Source organism: Nitrospiraceae bacterium, from assembly GCA_021373015.1.
Taxonomy (GTDB): Bacteria; Nitrospirota; Thermodesulfovibrionia; order Thermodesulfovibrionales; family UBA1546; genus JAJFTJ01.
In genome coordinates, this window is the sequence record JAJFTJ010000014.1 from 195,979 (window position 1) to 211,401 (window position 15,423).

14 protein-coding genes are annotated in these 15,423 nt (G+C 38.9%); 13 read left to right on the top strand and 1 reads right to left on the bottom strand.

Features of this window, described 5'->3' with window-relative positions; translation table 11 throughout:
• Positions 1-57: 57 nt before the first annotated feature.
• The 13 genes from hyfB (at position 58) to LLF28_06610 (ending at position 14,099) form a co-directional block, all read left to right on the top strand.
• Positions 58-2,091, top strand: coding sequence for a hydrogenase 4 subunit B (hyfB, locus tag LLF28_06550; protein MCE5195097.1), 2,034 nt, complete (start codon positions 58-60; stop codon positions 2,089-2,091).
• A 1-nt stretch (position 2,092) separates the two neighbouring features.
• Positions 2,093-3,010 carry an NADH-quinone oxidoreductase subunit H gene (locus LLF28_06555; protein ID MCE5195098.1) on the top strand — a complete coding sequence of 306 codons (918 nt, stop codon included), beginning with the start codon at positions 2,093-2,095 and terminating at the stop codon, positions 3,008-3,010.
• Positions 3,011-3,670, top strand: a complete 660-nt coding sequence (locus LLF28_06560; protein ID MCE5195099.1) for a hypothetical protein — start codon at positions 3,011-3,013, stop codon at positions 3,668-3,670.
• Positions 3,670-5,160, top strand: coding sequence for a hydrogenase 4 subunit F (locus LLF28_06565; protein MCE5195100.1), 1,491 nt, complete (start codon positions 3,670-3,672; stop codon positions 5,158-5,160). Before LLF28_06560 ends, LLF28_06565 begins: the two co-directional genes overlap by 1 nt.
• Entirely contained in the window at positions 5,160-6,728 is a 1,569-nt protein-coding gene (locus tag LLF28_06570) for an NADH-quinone oxidoreductase subunit C (protein MCE5195101.1), read from the top strand. The genes LLF28_06565 and LLF28_06570 overlap by 1 nt, the downstream gene beginning before the upstream one ends.
• Positions 6,728-7,267, top strand: a complete 540-nt coding sequence (locus tag LLF28_06575; protein ID MCE5195102.1) for an NADH-quinone oxidoreductase subunit B family protein — start codon at positions 6,728-6,730, stop codon at positions 7,265-7,267. The genes LLF28_06570 and LLF28_06575 overlap by 1 nt, the downstream gene beginning before the upstream one ends.
• A gap of 59 nt (positions 7,268-7,326) precedes the next feature.
• Positions 7,327-8,481 (top strand): cation:proton antiporter, encoded by a 1,155-nt coding sequence (locus LLF28_06580; GenBank protein ID MCE5195103.1) that lies wholly within the window; start codon positions 7,327-7,329, stop codon positions 8,479-8,481.
• Positions 8,474-10,273, top strand: coding sequence for an excinuclease ABC subunit UvrC (uvrC, locus tag LLF28_06585; protein ID MCE5195104.1), 1,800 nt, complete (start codon positions 8,474-8,476; stop codon positions 10,271-10,273). Before LLF28_06580 ends, uvrC begins: the two co-directional genes overlap by 8 nt.
• Positions 10,270-10,842, top strand: a complete 573-nt coding sequence (locus LLF28_06590) for a hypothetical protein (GenBank protein MCE5195105.1) — start codon at positions 10,270-10,272, stop codon at positions 10,840-10,842. The genes uvrC and LLF28_06590 overlap by 4 nt, the downstream gene beginning before the upstream one ends.
• On the top strand, positions 10,796-11,833 hold the full coding sequence (locus LLF28_06595; GenBank protein MCE5195106.1) for a carbohydrate kinase family protein: 1,038 nt from the start codon (positions 10,796-10,798) through the stop codon (positions 11,831-11,833). Before LLF28_06590 ends, LLF28_06595 begins: the two co-directional genes overlap by 47 nt.
• Positions 11,834-11,909: 76 nt before the next feature.
• Positions 11,910-12,527 (top strand): DUF47 family protein, encoded by a 618-nt coding sequence (locus LLF28_06600; protein ID MCE5195107.1) that lies wholly within the window; start codon positions 11,910-11,912, stop codon positions 12,525-12,527.
• A complete protein-coding gene (locus LLF28_06605; protein MCE5195108.1) occupies positions 12,520-13,512 on the top strand; it encodes an inorganic phosphate transporter in 993 nt (330 codons plus the stop codon). The genes LLF28_06600 and LLF28_06605 overlap by 8 nt, the downstream gene beginning before the upstream one ends.
• Positions 13,513-13,613: 101 nt before the next feature.
• Positions 13,614-14,099, top strand: coding sequence for a methylated-DNA--[protein]-cysteine S-methyltransferase (locus LLF28_06610; GenBank protein ID MCE5195109.1), 486 nt, complete (start codon positions 13,614-13,616; stop codon positions 14,097-14,099).
• Between the two features lie 11 nt (positions 14,100-14,110).
• Here the strand turns inward: LLF28_06610 and LLF28_06615 are convergent, their stop codons facing one another.
• Complete coding sequence (locus LLF28_06615; GenBank protein ID MCE5195110.1) at positions 14,111-15,340, bottom strand: OFA family MFS transporter; 1,230 nt, start codon at positions 15,338-15,340, stop codon at positions 14,111-14,113.
• Between the last annotated feature and the right edge of the window lie 83 nt (positions 15,341-15,423).

Below are 15,423 nucleotides of genomic sequence, written 5' to 3' on the forward strand. Positions count from 1 at the left end.
GAGCTTATGTTGAGTTTAAAATCATTTTTATTTTATACTTAACAGGTTATTCCTAAAATGGATCCTGAAAGTTTTCTTTATATAGCGGTTTCTTTTTTTATTTTAGGGGCGGTTGCTTCACTTCTGCCTCTTAAAAAAGTAAAAGACTATATCTATCTCCTCCCTGTTTCAGGGTCTGTTATTTTTGGGATATTGAGTTTTTCTCTTGTATCAGGCAGTAATCTGAATGTTTTTTCTTTCCCGATTTCCTCAATCTTTGAATTCAAATTTCACGGCGACTCATTTTCAGGTTTTTTTGCAATTTTGATCTCAGTTCTTGCCTTTTGCGTTTCCATATTTTCGATAGGGTATACAAGCAGTTTTACAAACAAAGGCTTATTCGGATTTTTATACAACATGTTTATACTGAGCATGTACGCTGTAATTTTTTCAGCCAATATTATTACGTTCCTCATATCATGGGAAACAATGTCTGTTCTTTCTTACTTTCTTGTTACTTTTGAAAGGGATGAAAAATCATCAAAGGCAGGGCTTCTTTACATTGTAATGACCCATATCGGCACTGCATTTATAATAATTCTTTTCCTGCTTTTATACGGACAGACAGGTAGCATGGATTTTGCTGAGATAAAAAAACTCTCCTCGCAGATACCTGAAAACCTGAGGCATCTTATTTTTATTTTTTCTATTATCGGGTTTGGCACAAAGGCGGGCATTATTCCTCTCCACACATGGCTTCCAAAGGCACATCCTGCAGCGCCTTCTAATATTTCTTCTTTGATGTCTGGAGTAATGATTAAAACTGGGATATACGGTTTTATCAGAATAAGCATAGACATGCTCGGGAGCGGACCTGAATGGTGGGGGGTGACCATAATTATAATAGGCACGATTTCTTCTGTGCTTGGAGTTTTGTATGCGCTTATAGTGAATGATATCAAAAAGCTTCTTGCATATTCGAGCATCGAAAATATCGGAATAATTCTTCTCGGGGTGGGCGCTTCAATGGTATTCAATGCCAACGGATTATATCTGCTTTCAGGCATAGCCTTGATTGCAGGGCTCTATCATGCTTTGAACCATTCAATTTTTAAAGGGCTTTTATTCATGAGCGCAGGCTCGGTTGTGCATGCAGCACATACAAAGAACATGGAAAACATGGGCGGACTTCTTAAGGCAATGCCTTATACAGGATTATTTTTTCTGATAGGCTCTGTCTCTATCTGTGCCCTTCCTCCTTTTAACGGCTTTGTAAGCGAATGGCTTACATACCAGTCTTTGCTTCTCGGCTTTCAGGCAGATTCTGTTTTAGCAAAGATAATTACTCCTCTAGGCGGAGCTGCGCTGGCGCTTACAGGCGCTATTGCTGCTGCTTGTTTTGTAAAAGCGTTCGGCATTTCTTTTCTCGGGATGCCAAGAAGCAGGCAGGCAGAGAACGCCGTAGAATCAACTCCTTCAATGACAGCAGGCATGGCAGTTTTAGCTGTGTTATGCTTTTTATCTGGCATATTCCCCGGGACAGTAATAAACATGCTTTCTTCAGTTATCGGAAGCCTTAGCGGATACAATACTAACAATGATTTGTTGTCATATCTTCATGCTGATAATTTTTTCATTTTTATCAGCGATTCATCAAAAGAGATAGGAAATGCGATTACATCATTGTCTCCTGTGTCAATAATACTGACAATGATCGTGATGCTTATTGCTTTGCTGGTATTTATCAGAATCGTAAACAGAGGAAGAAAGATAACATATGCGGATTCATGGGACTGCGGGATACCTTCCCTTACTCCCAGAATGCAATATACATCAACAGCATTTACCAAACCAATAAAAATAATTTTTAAAAGAATTTATCTTCCAAAAAGAGAAATAAACATTTCTTATCTGGTCAAGCCTTTATTTGTTAAGGCAATGAAATACAGCGGCGGGATAACTCCATTCATAGATAAATACATATACGATAATGTCACGGGGTTCATTAAGAGAATTGCTAATAAGGTAAGATTGATGCAGTCAGGAAGCCTGCATCTTTATCTAGGCTACATATTGATAACACTTATAATTCTTTTAATATTTGGAGACTAAGATGGAATTTATGCAATTTTTAATAATAATTTTGTTTTCTCCCTTGGTTAACGGGACAATAAAGAAATTTAAGGCTGGAATGCAGGGCAGAGTCGGTCCAAGCATTGTTCAGCCTTATTATGATCTTTTAAAGCTTTTCAAAAAAGATATGGTCATATCAAATGTAACATCCTGGATTTTTAAGGTTGCGCCTTACGTTGTTTTCGCTTCATCTGTTACTGCAGTAATGTTAGTGCCTGTTGTAACCGCCGAGTCATCATTTTTTATGATGGGTGATGTTATAGCCTTGATTTATATCCTTGCGCTTGGAAGGTTCTTTATGGCTTTAGCAGGCCTTGATGCAGGCACTGCATTTGGAGGCGAAGGAAGCAGCAGAGAGATGACAGTTACAATACTTGTTGAAGCGATGATGATGCTAAGCATATTCACCGCGGCCATTTCAGCAGGTTCTACAAATATTGCAAGGATCGCTGCATCAGATTATATTTCATATTCTCCGGCACATGTCCTTGCGCTTGCAGCATTCATTGTTGCGATCATTGCTGAAACTGGACGCATTCCTGTAGACAATCCTGACACTCATCTTGAGCTTACGATGATACATGAAGGAATGATTCTTGAATATTCAGGCAGATATCTTGCAATTATTGAATGGGCGCAATATATAAAACAGATGTTATTGTTCACGATTGCCATCGATGTGTTTTTACCTTTTGGAATCTCCATGAGCAATCAACCTTTACATATTATAATTTCATGCGGAATATATTTTGTGAAGATCCTTTTTATTACTTTTCTAATGGCGTTTGCAGAATCGACCAGGGCAAAGTTAAGATTTTTTCAACTGCCGTCGCTTCTTGGCGGAGCCTTTGTGCTTGCATTGCTGTCACTTTTGACTTATACAATCATGGGGAAATAAATGAGAAACTGGATACAAACATTTTCAATAATTGACTTTATATCAGTAGGAATACTTCTTACTGCTATCAGTATGAATGCTATAAGAAGACTCGAATCCTGTGTTAAGGCCTATATGCTGAATTCATGGCTTCTTTCATTGTTAATCGCAATTATTGCTTTTATGATAAATGAGACTCACCTTTATGTAGCAGCTGTTACCACTTTTTTGAGCAAAGGAATGTTGATACCTTTATTCATGAAAAGGATAGTCAGACAGATAAAAATCACACACGACGTTGATCCCTACATAAGCAATTCACTTTCGCTTGTTATATCAGGGATACTTGTCGCAGTAGTATATGCTTCTTTAAGAGAGGGAGTATTTGTGACTGGCGTGTCTAAAAACGCACTTCAGATATCTGTTGCTGTGATACTGATAGGCCTTTTAATTATGATAACGCGGCGCAAGGCAATAACTCAGATAATAGGACTTTTATTCATGGAGAACGGCCTTTTTCTTGCCGGTTTTTCGATGACATTCGGGATGCCGACGATTATAGAACTTGGAGTTTTGTTTGATCTGCTTATGGGAGTGATAATTCTGGGTTTTTTCGCAGTCCAGATCAGAAAAGCATTTATGTCTTCAGATCTTGATAAGCTGACGGTGCTGAAAGGATAATGGCGATGATAATTATACTTTTTATGCCGATTATCACAGCCACGGTCTGCTATTTATTAAAAAATCACAGGCTTGTAGGATATGCAAATCTTGCGGGAGCGTCAGCGCTTGCTGTATTCGCAATCCCAACAATCCTTTCTTTTGTTTCCAACCCCGGCACTGCTTTAAACGGTATGCTTTATATGGATGCGCTTTCAGTCTATATAATGGTTCTTGTAATTCTTTTAGGGCTTGCCTCTTCGGCATATTCGATTGGATATCTTGAACATGAATTTGATATGAAACTTATGGATGTGAAAGGCATAAGAAGATATTATCTGCTTCTGCATATTTTCATATTCACAATGCTGCTTGTAACAGTTGCAAACAATCTTGCGCTGATGTGGATTGCCATCGAGGCAACCACTATTGTATCTGCAATCCTTATCGGACTTGGTTTTACAAAGAGACAGCTTGCGATAGAAGCTGCATGGAAATACATAATGCTCTGCACAGTCGGAATAACATTTGCGCTGCTTGGCATTTTCATAATTTATTATGCTTCGACTGCAGTAAACGGCACTAAAGGAGAATTGAACTGGACAGCTCTTAAAGAAATAGCAGGCAGGCTTAACCCTGCGACAATGAAACTGGCATTTATTTTTGTTCTTGTAGGATATGGGACAAAGGCAGGACTTGCTCCAATGCATAATTGGCTTCCTGATGCGCATAGCCAGGCGCCAAGCCCTATAAGCGCACTGCTTTCGGGAATTCTGCTTAACACGGCATTCTATGGGATTATCAGGGTAATCGCAATTGTCGAACCATCTACAGGAGCGATATTCACCGGAAATCTCCTTATTATTTTTGGCCTTATATCAATCGGGATATCTGCGGTATTTATTCTTGTGCAGGAAAATTATAAGAGGCTTCTGGCATACAGCAGCATAGAGCATATGGGAATTGTATCTCTTGGTGTTGGAATAGGCGGAGTTCTGGGTTTTTATGGCGCTCTCTTGCACATACTGAATCATGCGATATCAAAACCGCTGATGTTTTTTGCCTCAGGAAGGATTCAGGCTTGTTATGGTTCAACAAAAATAGAAAATGTAAATGGAGTGTTGTCTTCAAAGCCTTTGCTTGGAATGCTTACTTTTGCGGGTGTGCTGTCTCTTGCAGGCTCGCCTCCCTTAAACATATTTATAAGCGAATTCACGATACTCAAGGCTGGTGTTGACAAAGGATTATGGGCCGCAGTAGGTTTGTTCCTTTTCTTTGCTGTGATTGTTTTTTACGGAATGATGTCAGGATTCGGAAAGATACTTTTTAAAGGCAAAAATAATATTCCTCCTAAAGAAGAAGGCTGCGAACATCGAAAATTCCCCATGTCATGGCTTAATAACGGTGTTATGATCGTAATGGCATTGCTGATTCTGATGCTCGGAGTTTCAATACCGGAATTTCTGGATAAAACCATCAGGGCATGTATTAGTGTTATTGGAGTGAGATGATGGATAAGATTCTGGCAAAGGCGAAAAGAACAAAAGAATATCTGAATGAATATTACATAGAGATCAAGAAAAACGATTTCAAGGAAGTGTGTTCGTATCTTTCCCACGACAAGAACGCAATATTAAGGATGATGTTTGGAACTGATGAAAGAGAGATAGACGGAACATTTAAAATTTATTCTGTATTCACAATTTATGGAAACGAAAGATTTTTTATAATTTATTTTTCTTTAACCGAAGAAGATAACGCGTTCCCCTCAATAACACATGATATACCTGCTGCTCACTGGTATGAACGCGAGATAAAAGACATGTTAGGTTTGATTCCAGACGGACATCCTGACACGCGAAGTCTTGTTTTTCATGATGCGTTCCCAAAAGATTCTTATCCTTTGAGAAAAGACTGGAATATTTCTGATGCTGACCTTGAGGAATGGGGAAAGGGAATTGCTAAGAAAAGACCATATAATTTTATGGAGGTAAAAGGCGAGGGGATATATGAAATACCTGTCGGTCCTGTACATGCAGGAATAATAGAACCCGGACATTTCAGATTCAGCGCAGTAGGCGAGACAATATTTTTTCTTGAATCTAGATTGTTTTATACGCATAAAGGAACAGAAAAGCATTTTGAGAAATTGGGATTTACAGAAGGAGTAAAACTGGCAGAAAGAATATCAGGAACATCGTCATATTCCTACTCATGCGCTTATTGCATGGCAGTCGAGAGAATGACAGGAGCCGAAATAACAGAAAAGGCAAAGGCAGTAAGAACGCTGCTGATTGAATTGGAAAGACTGTATAACCATATCGGCGATATAGGAAATATGTGCGCAGGAACAGGACTTCAAGTCGGTTATGCCAAAGGAGCGGCTATAAAAGAAAGTCTTATGCAGCTTAATGAGAGGCTTACAGGAAGCAGGTATTTAAGAGGCGTAAATATAATAGGCGGGGTTAATAAGGATATTCTTTTGTGCAAAGATGATATTTTTTCTACTCTGAGTATGGCAATAAAAAAATACAAAGAGTTGATGAAATTACTGCTTGGAACAGTCTCACATGTAGAAAGATTAGAAAATACAGGCAGGCTTTCAAAAGAAATCGCGCAAAAATTAGGAGTAACAGGAGTTGCGGCAAGGGCATCTGGGATAGAAGATGATTTGAGGAAAACTCATCCGCATCTGCTTTACGAAAGGCTTGCTTTTGAAGAACATGTAATGTCAAAAGGCGATGTGCTGGCAAGAATGATGATAAGGGCTGAAGAGGCTGAGTGCTCGATATCAATTATCAGTTCGCTTCTTGAGAATAAATACAAGGGTGATCCGGCTGTTCAACCAAATAACATCCCCGGATATTCATCTGCTCTTGGTTTTGCAGAAACGCCGCATGGGTCGTTGTTTTTCTGGATAAAGGCGGATAAGAACGGAAGACCGTTGAGAGTTAAATTCAGGTCCCCGTCATTCTGCAACTGGCCTGCGGTTCCCTTTGCAGTGCATGGAAATATTGTGCCTGATTTCCCATTGTGCAATAAGAGCTTTAATCTATCTTATTCAGGATGTGACATGTAATGATCAAAGAAATCTTGAAAAATTTATTAACTAAAAAATCTGCCATCCCATTCCCTGAAGATTTTAAAGGTAATAATGAAATGCTCGAGATAATCTCTTCCAAAAAGAAAATAGAAACTGGTTTTAAAAGATCGATTAAGATTAGACAGGTTGACTCAGGCTCTTGCAATGCATGCGAATGGGAGTGCACTGCTCTCTCAAATCCGATTTACGACATACAGCGGTTTGGAATAGATTTTACTGCGTCTCCTCGTCATGCCGATATCCTGCTTGTTACAGGTCCAGTCTCCAGGCAGATGGAGCTTGCGCTTAGGAAAACATATCTTGCGATGCCGGAACCCAAACTGGTTGTCGCGTGCGGAGACTGCGCTATTGACGGAGGAATTTACAAAGGCAGCTATGCTGTAACAAACGGCGCTGCTAATGTGATACCTGTAGACTGCTGCATAAAAGGTTGTCCTCCATCCCCTTCAGACATAATACAGGCATTGAAAAAACTGCTCGATGCGCTGGCTGACAACAAGGCTCAGATAAAATAGAACAAACTTCTTTTTATGCTATTATGATATTGATCAGTCAAAGAACAGAGGATTGAACAATGACAAGCATTGAATTGCAGATAAGCCTTGTTTTGCTTTTTGCGCTCATAGGTTATCTTCTTGCATCAAGGATCAACCAGTCTGCAATCGTTGGAATTATAATCATCGGGATAATAATAGGACCGAGCGTATTTTCTTTTGTTGATTATACTGATGCTGTAAAGATGCTTGCCCACCTCGGAGCAATAATCCTTCTTTTTGCAATAGGTCTGGAATTTAAAATAAAAGAGATATATAAATTAAAATATCTTTTTATAGCCTTGGCAGGAGTAATATTCCCCTGGATTGCAGGCTATATTCTAGGATATATGTTCGGCTATGGATTCAAAGAGGCAATGTTTATTGGAATTGCGCTCACAGCCACGAGCATAGCAATAACAGCAGGCGTATTAAAGGAAATGAATAAACTGAATACCTCTGTTGCAAAAGCGATAATCGGCGCAGCAGTTGTTGATGATGCACTTGGACTTATTGCCTTGTCAGTAGCTGTCCAGTTTGTAAAAGGAGAAGATTTTGCATTTATAAAGATATTTATTATATCGGTCGAAGCGATAGCTTTTCTTATTGCAGGGATCCTCGCCGCGCCCTATTTAAAAAAATTATTTTTAAGACTTGATAAGATGAAATTTTCAAAAGAGCATACCCATTTTCTTTTCATTGCTGCAATAATGTTCTGCTTTTTCTGCGCATCCATTGCTCAGATAATAGGACTCTCAGCAATTGTAGGAGCTTTTTTGGCGGGCGCTGTGCTTGAAGGAATAAAATTCAAAAACAGCAAAGATCTTAAAGAAGGAGCAGAATATCTACATGTCATATTCGGTGCAATATTTTTTATAAGCCTTGGCATACTCACAAATATGAAAGAGCTTACATTCAATATGCTCCCATTCTTTCTGACACTGCTCTTAATTGCAGTTCTAACAAAAGTCTTTGGATGCGGAGCTGCAGCATGGATCGCAGGATTCAAAAAGCATGAGTCGCTTTTTATAGGTTTTGGAATGTCTCCAAGGGGAGAAGTTGCAATGATAGTAGCATTGATAGGACTTACTTCTAACATAATCAATCAGGATATTTATGTATCAATAGTGCTTATGTCTGTAATAACCACAATAATTACGCCTTTTGTAATAAGACAGATCAAGCGGGATGCTTAAGGCAAAAACAACTGCTGTTCCTCAAAAACCCGGAGTCTATCTTTTTAAGGACTCGAAGAAGAATGTGCTTTATGTAGGCAAGGCAAAAAATCTTCGCAACCGCTTGAGGAGCTATTTCCAGAAAACATCCGGCATTGACATGAGAAAATCCGCAATGGTCAAGTCTGCCAAAGACTTTTCATATCTGATAACGAATAATGAGCTTGAAGCGCTTGTTCTTGAGGCAACCCTGATAAAACAGCACAAGCCAAAATTCAATGTGGTATTGAGAGATGACAAGAATTACCCTTACCTTAAACTCACAATAAATGAGGCATGGCCGGGATTAGAGGTTGTAAGAAAAATAAAGAAAGACGGCGCTCGTTACTTTGGGCCTTATGTGCCTGCAGGAAATATGTGGGAAGCTCTGAATTTCATAAGAAAAAATTTTCAGATAAGACCATGCAGATATTCATTGGATAAGCCGATGCGTCCATGCATTCAGTATCAGATGAAGAGATGTCCTGCTCCATGCAATGGTCTCATCAGCAAAAAAGACTACATTTGCATTGTGAATGAAGTTAAGTTTTTTCTTATGGGAAAGAAAAGAGAACTCCTTGCTGAACTTGGGGAAAAGATGAAAAGACTTTCTGATGAATTGAGATACGAAGAAGCAGCTAAGATAAGAGACAGTATAGGCAATCTCGAAAAAATATGGGAATCACAGAAAGTTGCTGCTCCGGAACTAGGCGATATTGATATTATGGGTTTTTACAAAGAGGAGAACGAAGCAGTTTTCCAAGTTTTTTTTATACGGAACGGCGTTCTAATTGGTTCAAAAAATTTTCATCTTAAAGGCATTGGGAATATCTCAGAGAAGGAATTACTGCACAAATTCATCGAGCAATTTTATACGAATGAGATTATACCGCCTGATGAGATTATCGCAAATACAAAACCTGAGGGAGCTGTAATACTTTCATCATGGCTTTCAGAAATCCGCTCTAAGAAACAAGACAAAAAACAAAAGAAGATAAAGATGACAATGCCCAAGAAAGGCAAAAAGCTAGAACTCCTGAGAATGGCTGAGGAAAACGCAAAAATAACATTCAAGAACAAAGTTCGAATTGATTTTGAGGATTCGATTGCAAAGCTAAAGGAAACGCTTGGATTAAAAAAATCGCCTAAAAGTATTGGGGCTCTTGATGTATCAACAATTTCAGGAAGCGAGTCAGTAGGCGCATTTATATATTGGGCTGAAGGTGAATTCAAAAAAGACATGTACAGACATCTGAAGATAAAAAATGTTGAAGGCATGAATGATTTTGCGATGATGAAGGAGATTTCAGAAAGGACAATTAAAAATCTTAAGCATAAACTGCCATCATTAATGGTTATTGACGGTGGCATCGGACAGCTTCAGTCAGCAAGAAAAGCCTTTGATGAAGCCGGGATAAAAAATACAGAACTTGTTTCAATAGCAAAAAATCCTGACAGGCTGTTCACTCTAAAATCGGAAAAACCAGTTGATCTTAGAGACAACAGCGCATTATCCCTGCTTCTTAAAAAAATCCGCGATGAGGCGCACCGGTTTGCCGTCAGTTTCCATAGAAAATTAAGGGATAAAAGATTAATGGAATCACCGCTTGAGAAGATTAAAGGGATAGGCAGAAAAAGAAGACTGGAACTTTTAAAACATTTTGGTAGTATAGAAGATATAAGAAAGGCCGGCATTGATGATATTGCAGGTATAAAAGGTTTTAACAATGGCATTGCAGAAAAACTTCTTGGTGAGTTGAGGGCAAAAAAATGAAGAAAAAAATTAAATCAGATTTTCAGAAAAAGTTTTTTTTGGGTCTGTTTTTATTTTTATTTGCCATAATTATTCCGTCAATATCTGATGCAGGTTATAAAATTTTTCTGAAGAACGGCTCTGTCATAATTGCAAGTTATTATGAAAAAGCAGACGGAGAAGTAAAAATTTATTTTGATGGAGGGATATTCGGCGTTCCTGAAAAAGATATCCTTAAAATAACGGAAACAGCCGATGAACCTAAAAAAGAGATAAAAGACATTGAACAGCCTGAAAAACCACTGCCTCCTGTTGAGACAACTAAAGAAGAACCTGTTCAGGAACCTCCAAAAGATACGAAGGAGAATCAGAACAGAGATGAACTGGAGAGAAAAAAAGCAGAGCTTGCAGGTGTGGAGGCAGAACTCAAGAAAACAATGATAAGAGTGCAGGCTTTAAACAATAAATCTGTAAGCGGTACGCTTACTCCTGCGGACAAATCAATGTTCCAGCAGAACATGGTGAGAAAGAGGAAACTTGAAAGTGACAAGAAAAGACTTGAAGATGAAATCAAGGCATTACAGCAATAAAGAAAAGCGATATAGTTCAAAAAAAAATAAAACAACGAAACAATTCTCAAGCGAGAGAACTATCTACATTTCTGGGTCAATTGCTTATGACAAGATTATGGATTTCCCCGGAAGATTCTCAGACCATATCCTTCCTGACAAGATACACATTCTAAATGTCTGCTTTACAGTAAACGGAATGATAGAAAAATTCGGAGGGACTGCCGGAAATATCGCATATTCCCTCAGTCTTCTTGGCGAAAGGCCTATGATACTTGCAACAATAGGAAAGGATTATAAGAATTATTTTGAGTGGCTCAAAAAAAATAAAATCCCGGCAACAGGTATTAAGATAATAAGGGAGGAATTAACATCAGCCGCTTATATCACAACTGACAAGGCTGATAACCAGATTACTGGATTTAATCCAGGTTCTATGAAATATCCATCAAAATACAGGTTCAAAGGTGTGCATCCTGAACATTCCATCGCAATACTTGCGCCTGGCAATCTTGACGATATGATGCAGTATGCGAAGGTGTATAAAAAGAAGGGCATTCCATATATCTGTGATCCAGGGCAGTCTCTCACCGGATGGGAAAAGAATAATCTGATAGAATGGCTTGACGGTTCAGCAATGCTCATAACAAATGATTATGAGCTTGAGATGATAATGGGAAAGACCTGCTTTGATAAAAAAGGTTTGTTGAATCTCACAAAGATAATAGTCACAACTCTTGGAGAAAAAGGCTCTGTTATAACGCGGGATGGGGTTGAAGAATACATCCCAGCAGCCAAAACAAGCAGTGTTGTTGATCCTACAGGCGCAGGGGATGCTTACAGGGCAGGGATTTTAAAAGGGATTGTAATGGGCAAAGATATAATAACTGCTGCAAAGATGGGAGCAGTAGCAGCAACATATGCAATAGAAAATTACGGCACTCAGGAACATAAATATACTTATAGGAATTTTATCTCGAAGTATAACAATAATTTCGGAGAGCTAAAATAACTGCTTATAGGCCCATAAAACAGTTTTAATTGACATCACTGAATTTTTTATATATTCTAATCTCTGGTTGATTCATATGAGACTTTTTCCAAAAACCATAGACTTTTTCGAGATATTTGATCAGGCTGCATCCAACCTGACAAAAGGGGCAACCCTTCTGGTCAAACTCATGGAAGATTTTACGGATATCGAGGCTAAGGCTAAGGCGATATATGAGGTTGAGCAGGAAGGCGATATAATAATCCATGACATAATGAGGAAGCTCAATAAAACATTTATCACTCCTATTGACAGAGAGGACCTCTATACCCTTGCATCCAGGCTTGACGATGTTATTGATCTTATCTGGGCTGCTGCTGATAAAATCTTTGTTTTTAAACTTAGAGAAACAACTCCTGAAGCAATCTCTATGTCAAAAGATCTGCTGATGATAACTGAGGTTATGCACAAAGCAATACAAAAGCTTAAAGAAAAGAATTATACTTATGTACAGGAATACTGCATAGAGATAAACAGGCTTGAAAACAGAATTGACAGAGACTTCAGGGATGCGCTTGGAAAATTATTCGATGAAATAAAAGACCCGGTTCTGATAATAAAATGGAAAGAGATATATGAACATCTTGAAGATGCCTCAGACAGATGTGAAGACGTTGCAAATATTCTTGAGGCAATTGTTATAAAGCATGCATGATTCTTTCACCCTCCTTATCTGCGTAATAGTCCTCGCTACAATCTTCGATTTCATTAATGGTTTTCATGACACAGCAAATGCAATAGCAACATCAGTATCAACGCGCGTGCTTTCTCCAAAGACAGCTGTAATAATGGCTGGGATACTGAATATTGTCGGCGCGCTGACAGGCACCGCAGTTGCCAAGACCGTTGGTTCGGGGATTGTAGAGGCAATGTCTATTACTCAGATAACAGTTATCTCAGCGCTGCTGTCAGCAATTATATGGGATTTAATCACATGGTATTTTAGTCTCCCGACTTCTTCAAGCCATGCAATAATTTCCAGCCTTGTAGGCGCAGCAATAGCCACTGCAGGGACAGGGGTTATCCTGACAAAAGGTATTTTAAAGGTTTTGATTGGCTTGATTATCTCTCCAATATTCGGAATAGTATTTGGGTTTTTTCTCATGCTTTTTCTCATGTGGCTTTTCCAGAAGGCAGCTCTCGCTGCAGTAAGTTCTTTATTTGGCAAACTTCAGATAATGTCCGCTGCGTATATGGCATTCAGCCATGGAAGCAATGATGCTCAAAAAACAATGGGTATTATTACAATGTCGCTTGTAAGTTACTACAATCTTGCTGATTTTCATGTTCCGTTCTGGGTAATTATGCTTTGTGCAACAGTGATGGGATTTGGAACAGTGGCAGGCGGATGGAGGATTATAAAAACTCTGGGTGTTCGGCTTGTGCATCTAAAGCCTATTGACGGGTTTGCTGCAGAGACATCAGCTGCAACAATAATAGAGGTTGCTTCACGAATCGGACTGCCTCTTTCCACAACTCATGTAATCTCATCTACAATAATGGGTGTGGGGGCATCAAAGAGATTGTCAGCAGTTCGCTGGGGAGTAGGCGGTAATATTATAATGGCATGGGTACTGACTCTTCCTGCATGCGGCGTTATTGCATGGTTAATCTGCAAGCTGCTTACAATGATTCTTTAATAAAATCCATACTAATATTATCTCCACTGATTTTCATGACTGTCTTTGAATTGTGATAAAATTAAGCAAGAAAATATCTTTTTTAAAAAGACATAAAGCATATGAATATAAAGACGTCTGGAAAGGCAGAACTTTTTTATGATGTTTTTGAAAGTCCTCTGGGGGAGCTTTTTCTGATGTTTTCAGGTCCAAGACTTTCAGGAATATCATTCAAAAAACCGAACGCAAGAAGAGGCGCTGTTCCGGAACAATTTAAAAAAGAGCTTAATGATTATTTTGCAGGCAGGATAAGAGATTTCAGACAAAGCGTGGTGTTTCTTAAAGGAACTGATTTTGAAAAACAGGTCTGGAATATTTTAAAGAAAATTCCATACGGTGAAACCAGAACATACAAATGGATTGCAGAACAGATAGGCAAGCCCAAGGCTAATAGGGCGGTTGGAAGGGCATTGGGCAAAAATCCCATTCCAATAGTTTATCCTTGCCATAGGATCATAGAGTCTGACGGCTCAATAGGCGGTTTCTCATCAGGAGTCGATATCAAGAGAAGACTGCTCGAACTAGAATACTACAATTTTATCGGTTGATGAAATTTATCTCAGCTCTTGCCATTATAATTTTCCGAAGAGATCTTTGCATAAGAAAATCCTGAGAGTATTACTGCCACAATCAGAAGTACAGCTGCAATATAGTATGCTGATGTATAATTTCCTGTTATGTCGGCAATCCTGCCGGCAAGCAAAGGACCGAAAACTCCGCCTACGCCCCATGCTGTAAAAAGGATGCCGTAATTCAGACCGAGATTTTTTGTTCCCCAGTAATCGGCTGTTGTAGCAGGGAAAAGTGCAAGGCAAGCCCCATAATTAAATCCCACAAGCGCAGAACCCATAACAAAAGTTGCTTCAGTCGAGAATTGAGTGAAGAAGAACATCACAATTGCCTGCATTAAAAAAACAAGAGATAGAGTTAAGATTCTTCCAATATAATCAGAAACAATACCAGCAATGATTCTTCCGCCAGCATTGAATATTGCCAGCATTGCAACACAAAACGGGCCTATGATAATTGTGTTGTTTGATTGCACAGAAATTATTTTTGCCAGATGTCCTATTATCATCAGCCCTGCAGTTGCAGCGCAAACATATTGTATATAAAGCAGATAGAATTTCGAGGTTTTTAACATTTCCTTCCATGTGTAATCAACTCTGCATGGGTCACCTGGAGTCGAAGGTTTAACAGCACATACAGGAGCAGGAGGATTTTTTATGAATTGTGTGAGTATTAACATGAAAAAAGTAAATATGGCGCTTAGAATTATAAAAGATTTATTAATGCCGTAATTTGCAAGAAGATATTTGCTGAGCGGTGCGATGTAGACTGGCGCAAGGCCGAACCCGCTTACCACAAGTCCTGTTATTAACCCCTTTTTCTCAGGAGGAAACCATTTTACTGCTGCAGGAGTAGCAGATGCATAGCCGAGTCCAAGTCCTGTTCCTGTTATAATTCCAAAGCCGATAATTGCAAAAAGAATATTATCATGACTTGCAAAACCTGTTACAAAAAGTCCAAGTCCTGTCAGAAAGGCTCCGCATGTTGCAATAATCCGCGGACCGAACTTATCCTGAAGTTTGCCCGCAGGAACCATCATAAAGGCAAAGCATGCAATAGCAATTGTATAAGGGAGGGTAGCATTTGTTTTGGTCCAGCCAAACCCGCCTTTGTCAAGACTTTCAGTCAGCTGTTTGCCGAATATGCTCCATGCATAAAGAACTCCAAGCGCAAGATTAAGGCCAACGCCAGAAAAAGTAACGATCCATCCTCTGTTCATTGATTCCTCCAATAAGGGCTTTTTCAAGATACTTGCCAAAAATTATAACATAATCATTTTTTATTGCCCTATAAAAAATATTT

Excerpts from the sequence above, each read along its gene's own strand:
- hyfB (MCE5195097.1), top strand. The coding sequence starts at position 58 with ATGGATCCTGAAAGTTTTCTTTATATAGCGGTTTCTTTTTTTATTTTA.
- LLF28_06555 (MCE5195098.1), top strand. The coding sequence starts at position 2,093 with ATGGAATTTATGCAATTTTTAATAATAATTTTGTTTTCTCCCTTGGTT.
- LLF28_06560 (MCE5195099.1), top strand. The coding sequence starts at position 3,011 with ATGAGAAACTGGATACAAACATTTTCAATAATTGACTTTATATCAGTA.
- LLF28_06565 (MCE5195100.1), top strand. The coding sequence starts at position 3,670 with ATGGCGATGATAATTATACTTTTTATGCCGATTATCACAGCCACGGTC.
- LLF28_06570 (MCE5195101.1), top strand. The coding sequence starts at position 5,160 with ATGGATAAGATTCTGGCAAAGGCGAAAAGAACAAAAGAATATCTGAAT.
- LLF28_06575 (MCE5195102.1), top strand. The coding sequence starts at position 6,728 with ATGATCAAAGAAATCTTGAAAAATTTATTAACTAAAAAATCTGCCATC.
- LLF28_06580 (MCE5195103.1), top strand. The coding sequence starts at position 7,327 with ATGACAAGCATTGAATTGCAGATAAGCCTTGTTTTGCTTTTTGCGCTC.
- uvrC (MCE5195104.1), top strand. The coding sequence starts at position 8,474 with ATGCTTAAGGCAAAAACAACTGCTGTTCCTCAAAAACCCGGAGTCTAT.
- LLF28_06590 (MCE5195105.1), top strand. The coding sequence starts at position 10,270 with ATGAAGAAAAAAATTAAATCAGATTTTCAGAAAAAGTTTTTTTTGGGT.
- LLF28_06600 (MCE5195107.1), top strand. The coding sequence starts at position 11,910 with ATGAGACTTTTTCCAAAAACCATAGACTTTTTCGAGATATTTGATCAG.
- LLF28_06605 (MCE5195108.1), top strand. The coding sequence starts at position 12,520 with ATGCATGATTCTTTCACCCTCCTTATCTGCGTAATAGTCCTCGCTACA.
- LLF28_06610 (MCE5195109.1), top strand. The coding sequence starts at position 13,614 with ATGAATATAAAGACGTCTGGAAAGGCAGAACTTTTTTATGATGTTTTT.
- LLF28_06615 (MCE5195110.1), bottom strand. The coding sequence starts at position 15,340 with ATGAACAGAGGATGGATCGTTACTTTTTCTGGCGTTGGCCTTAATCTT.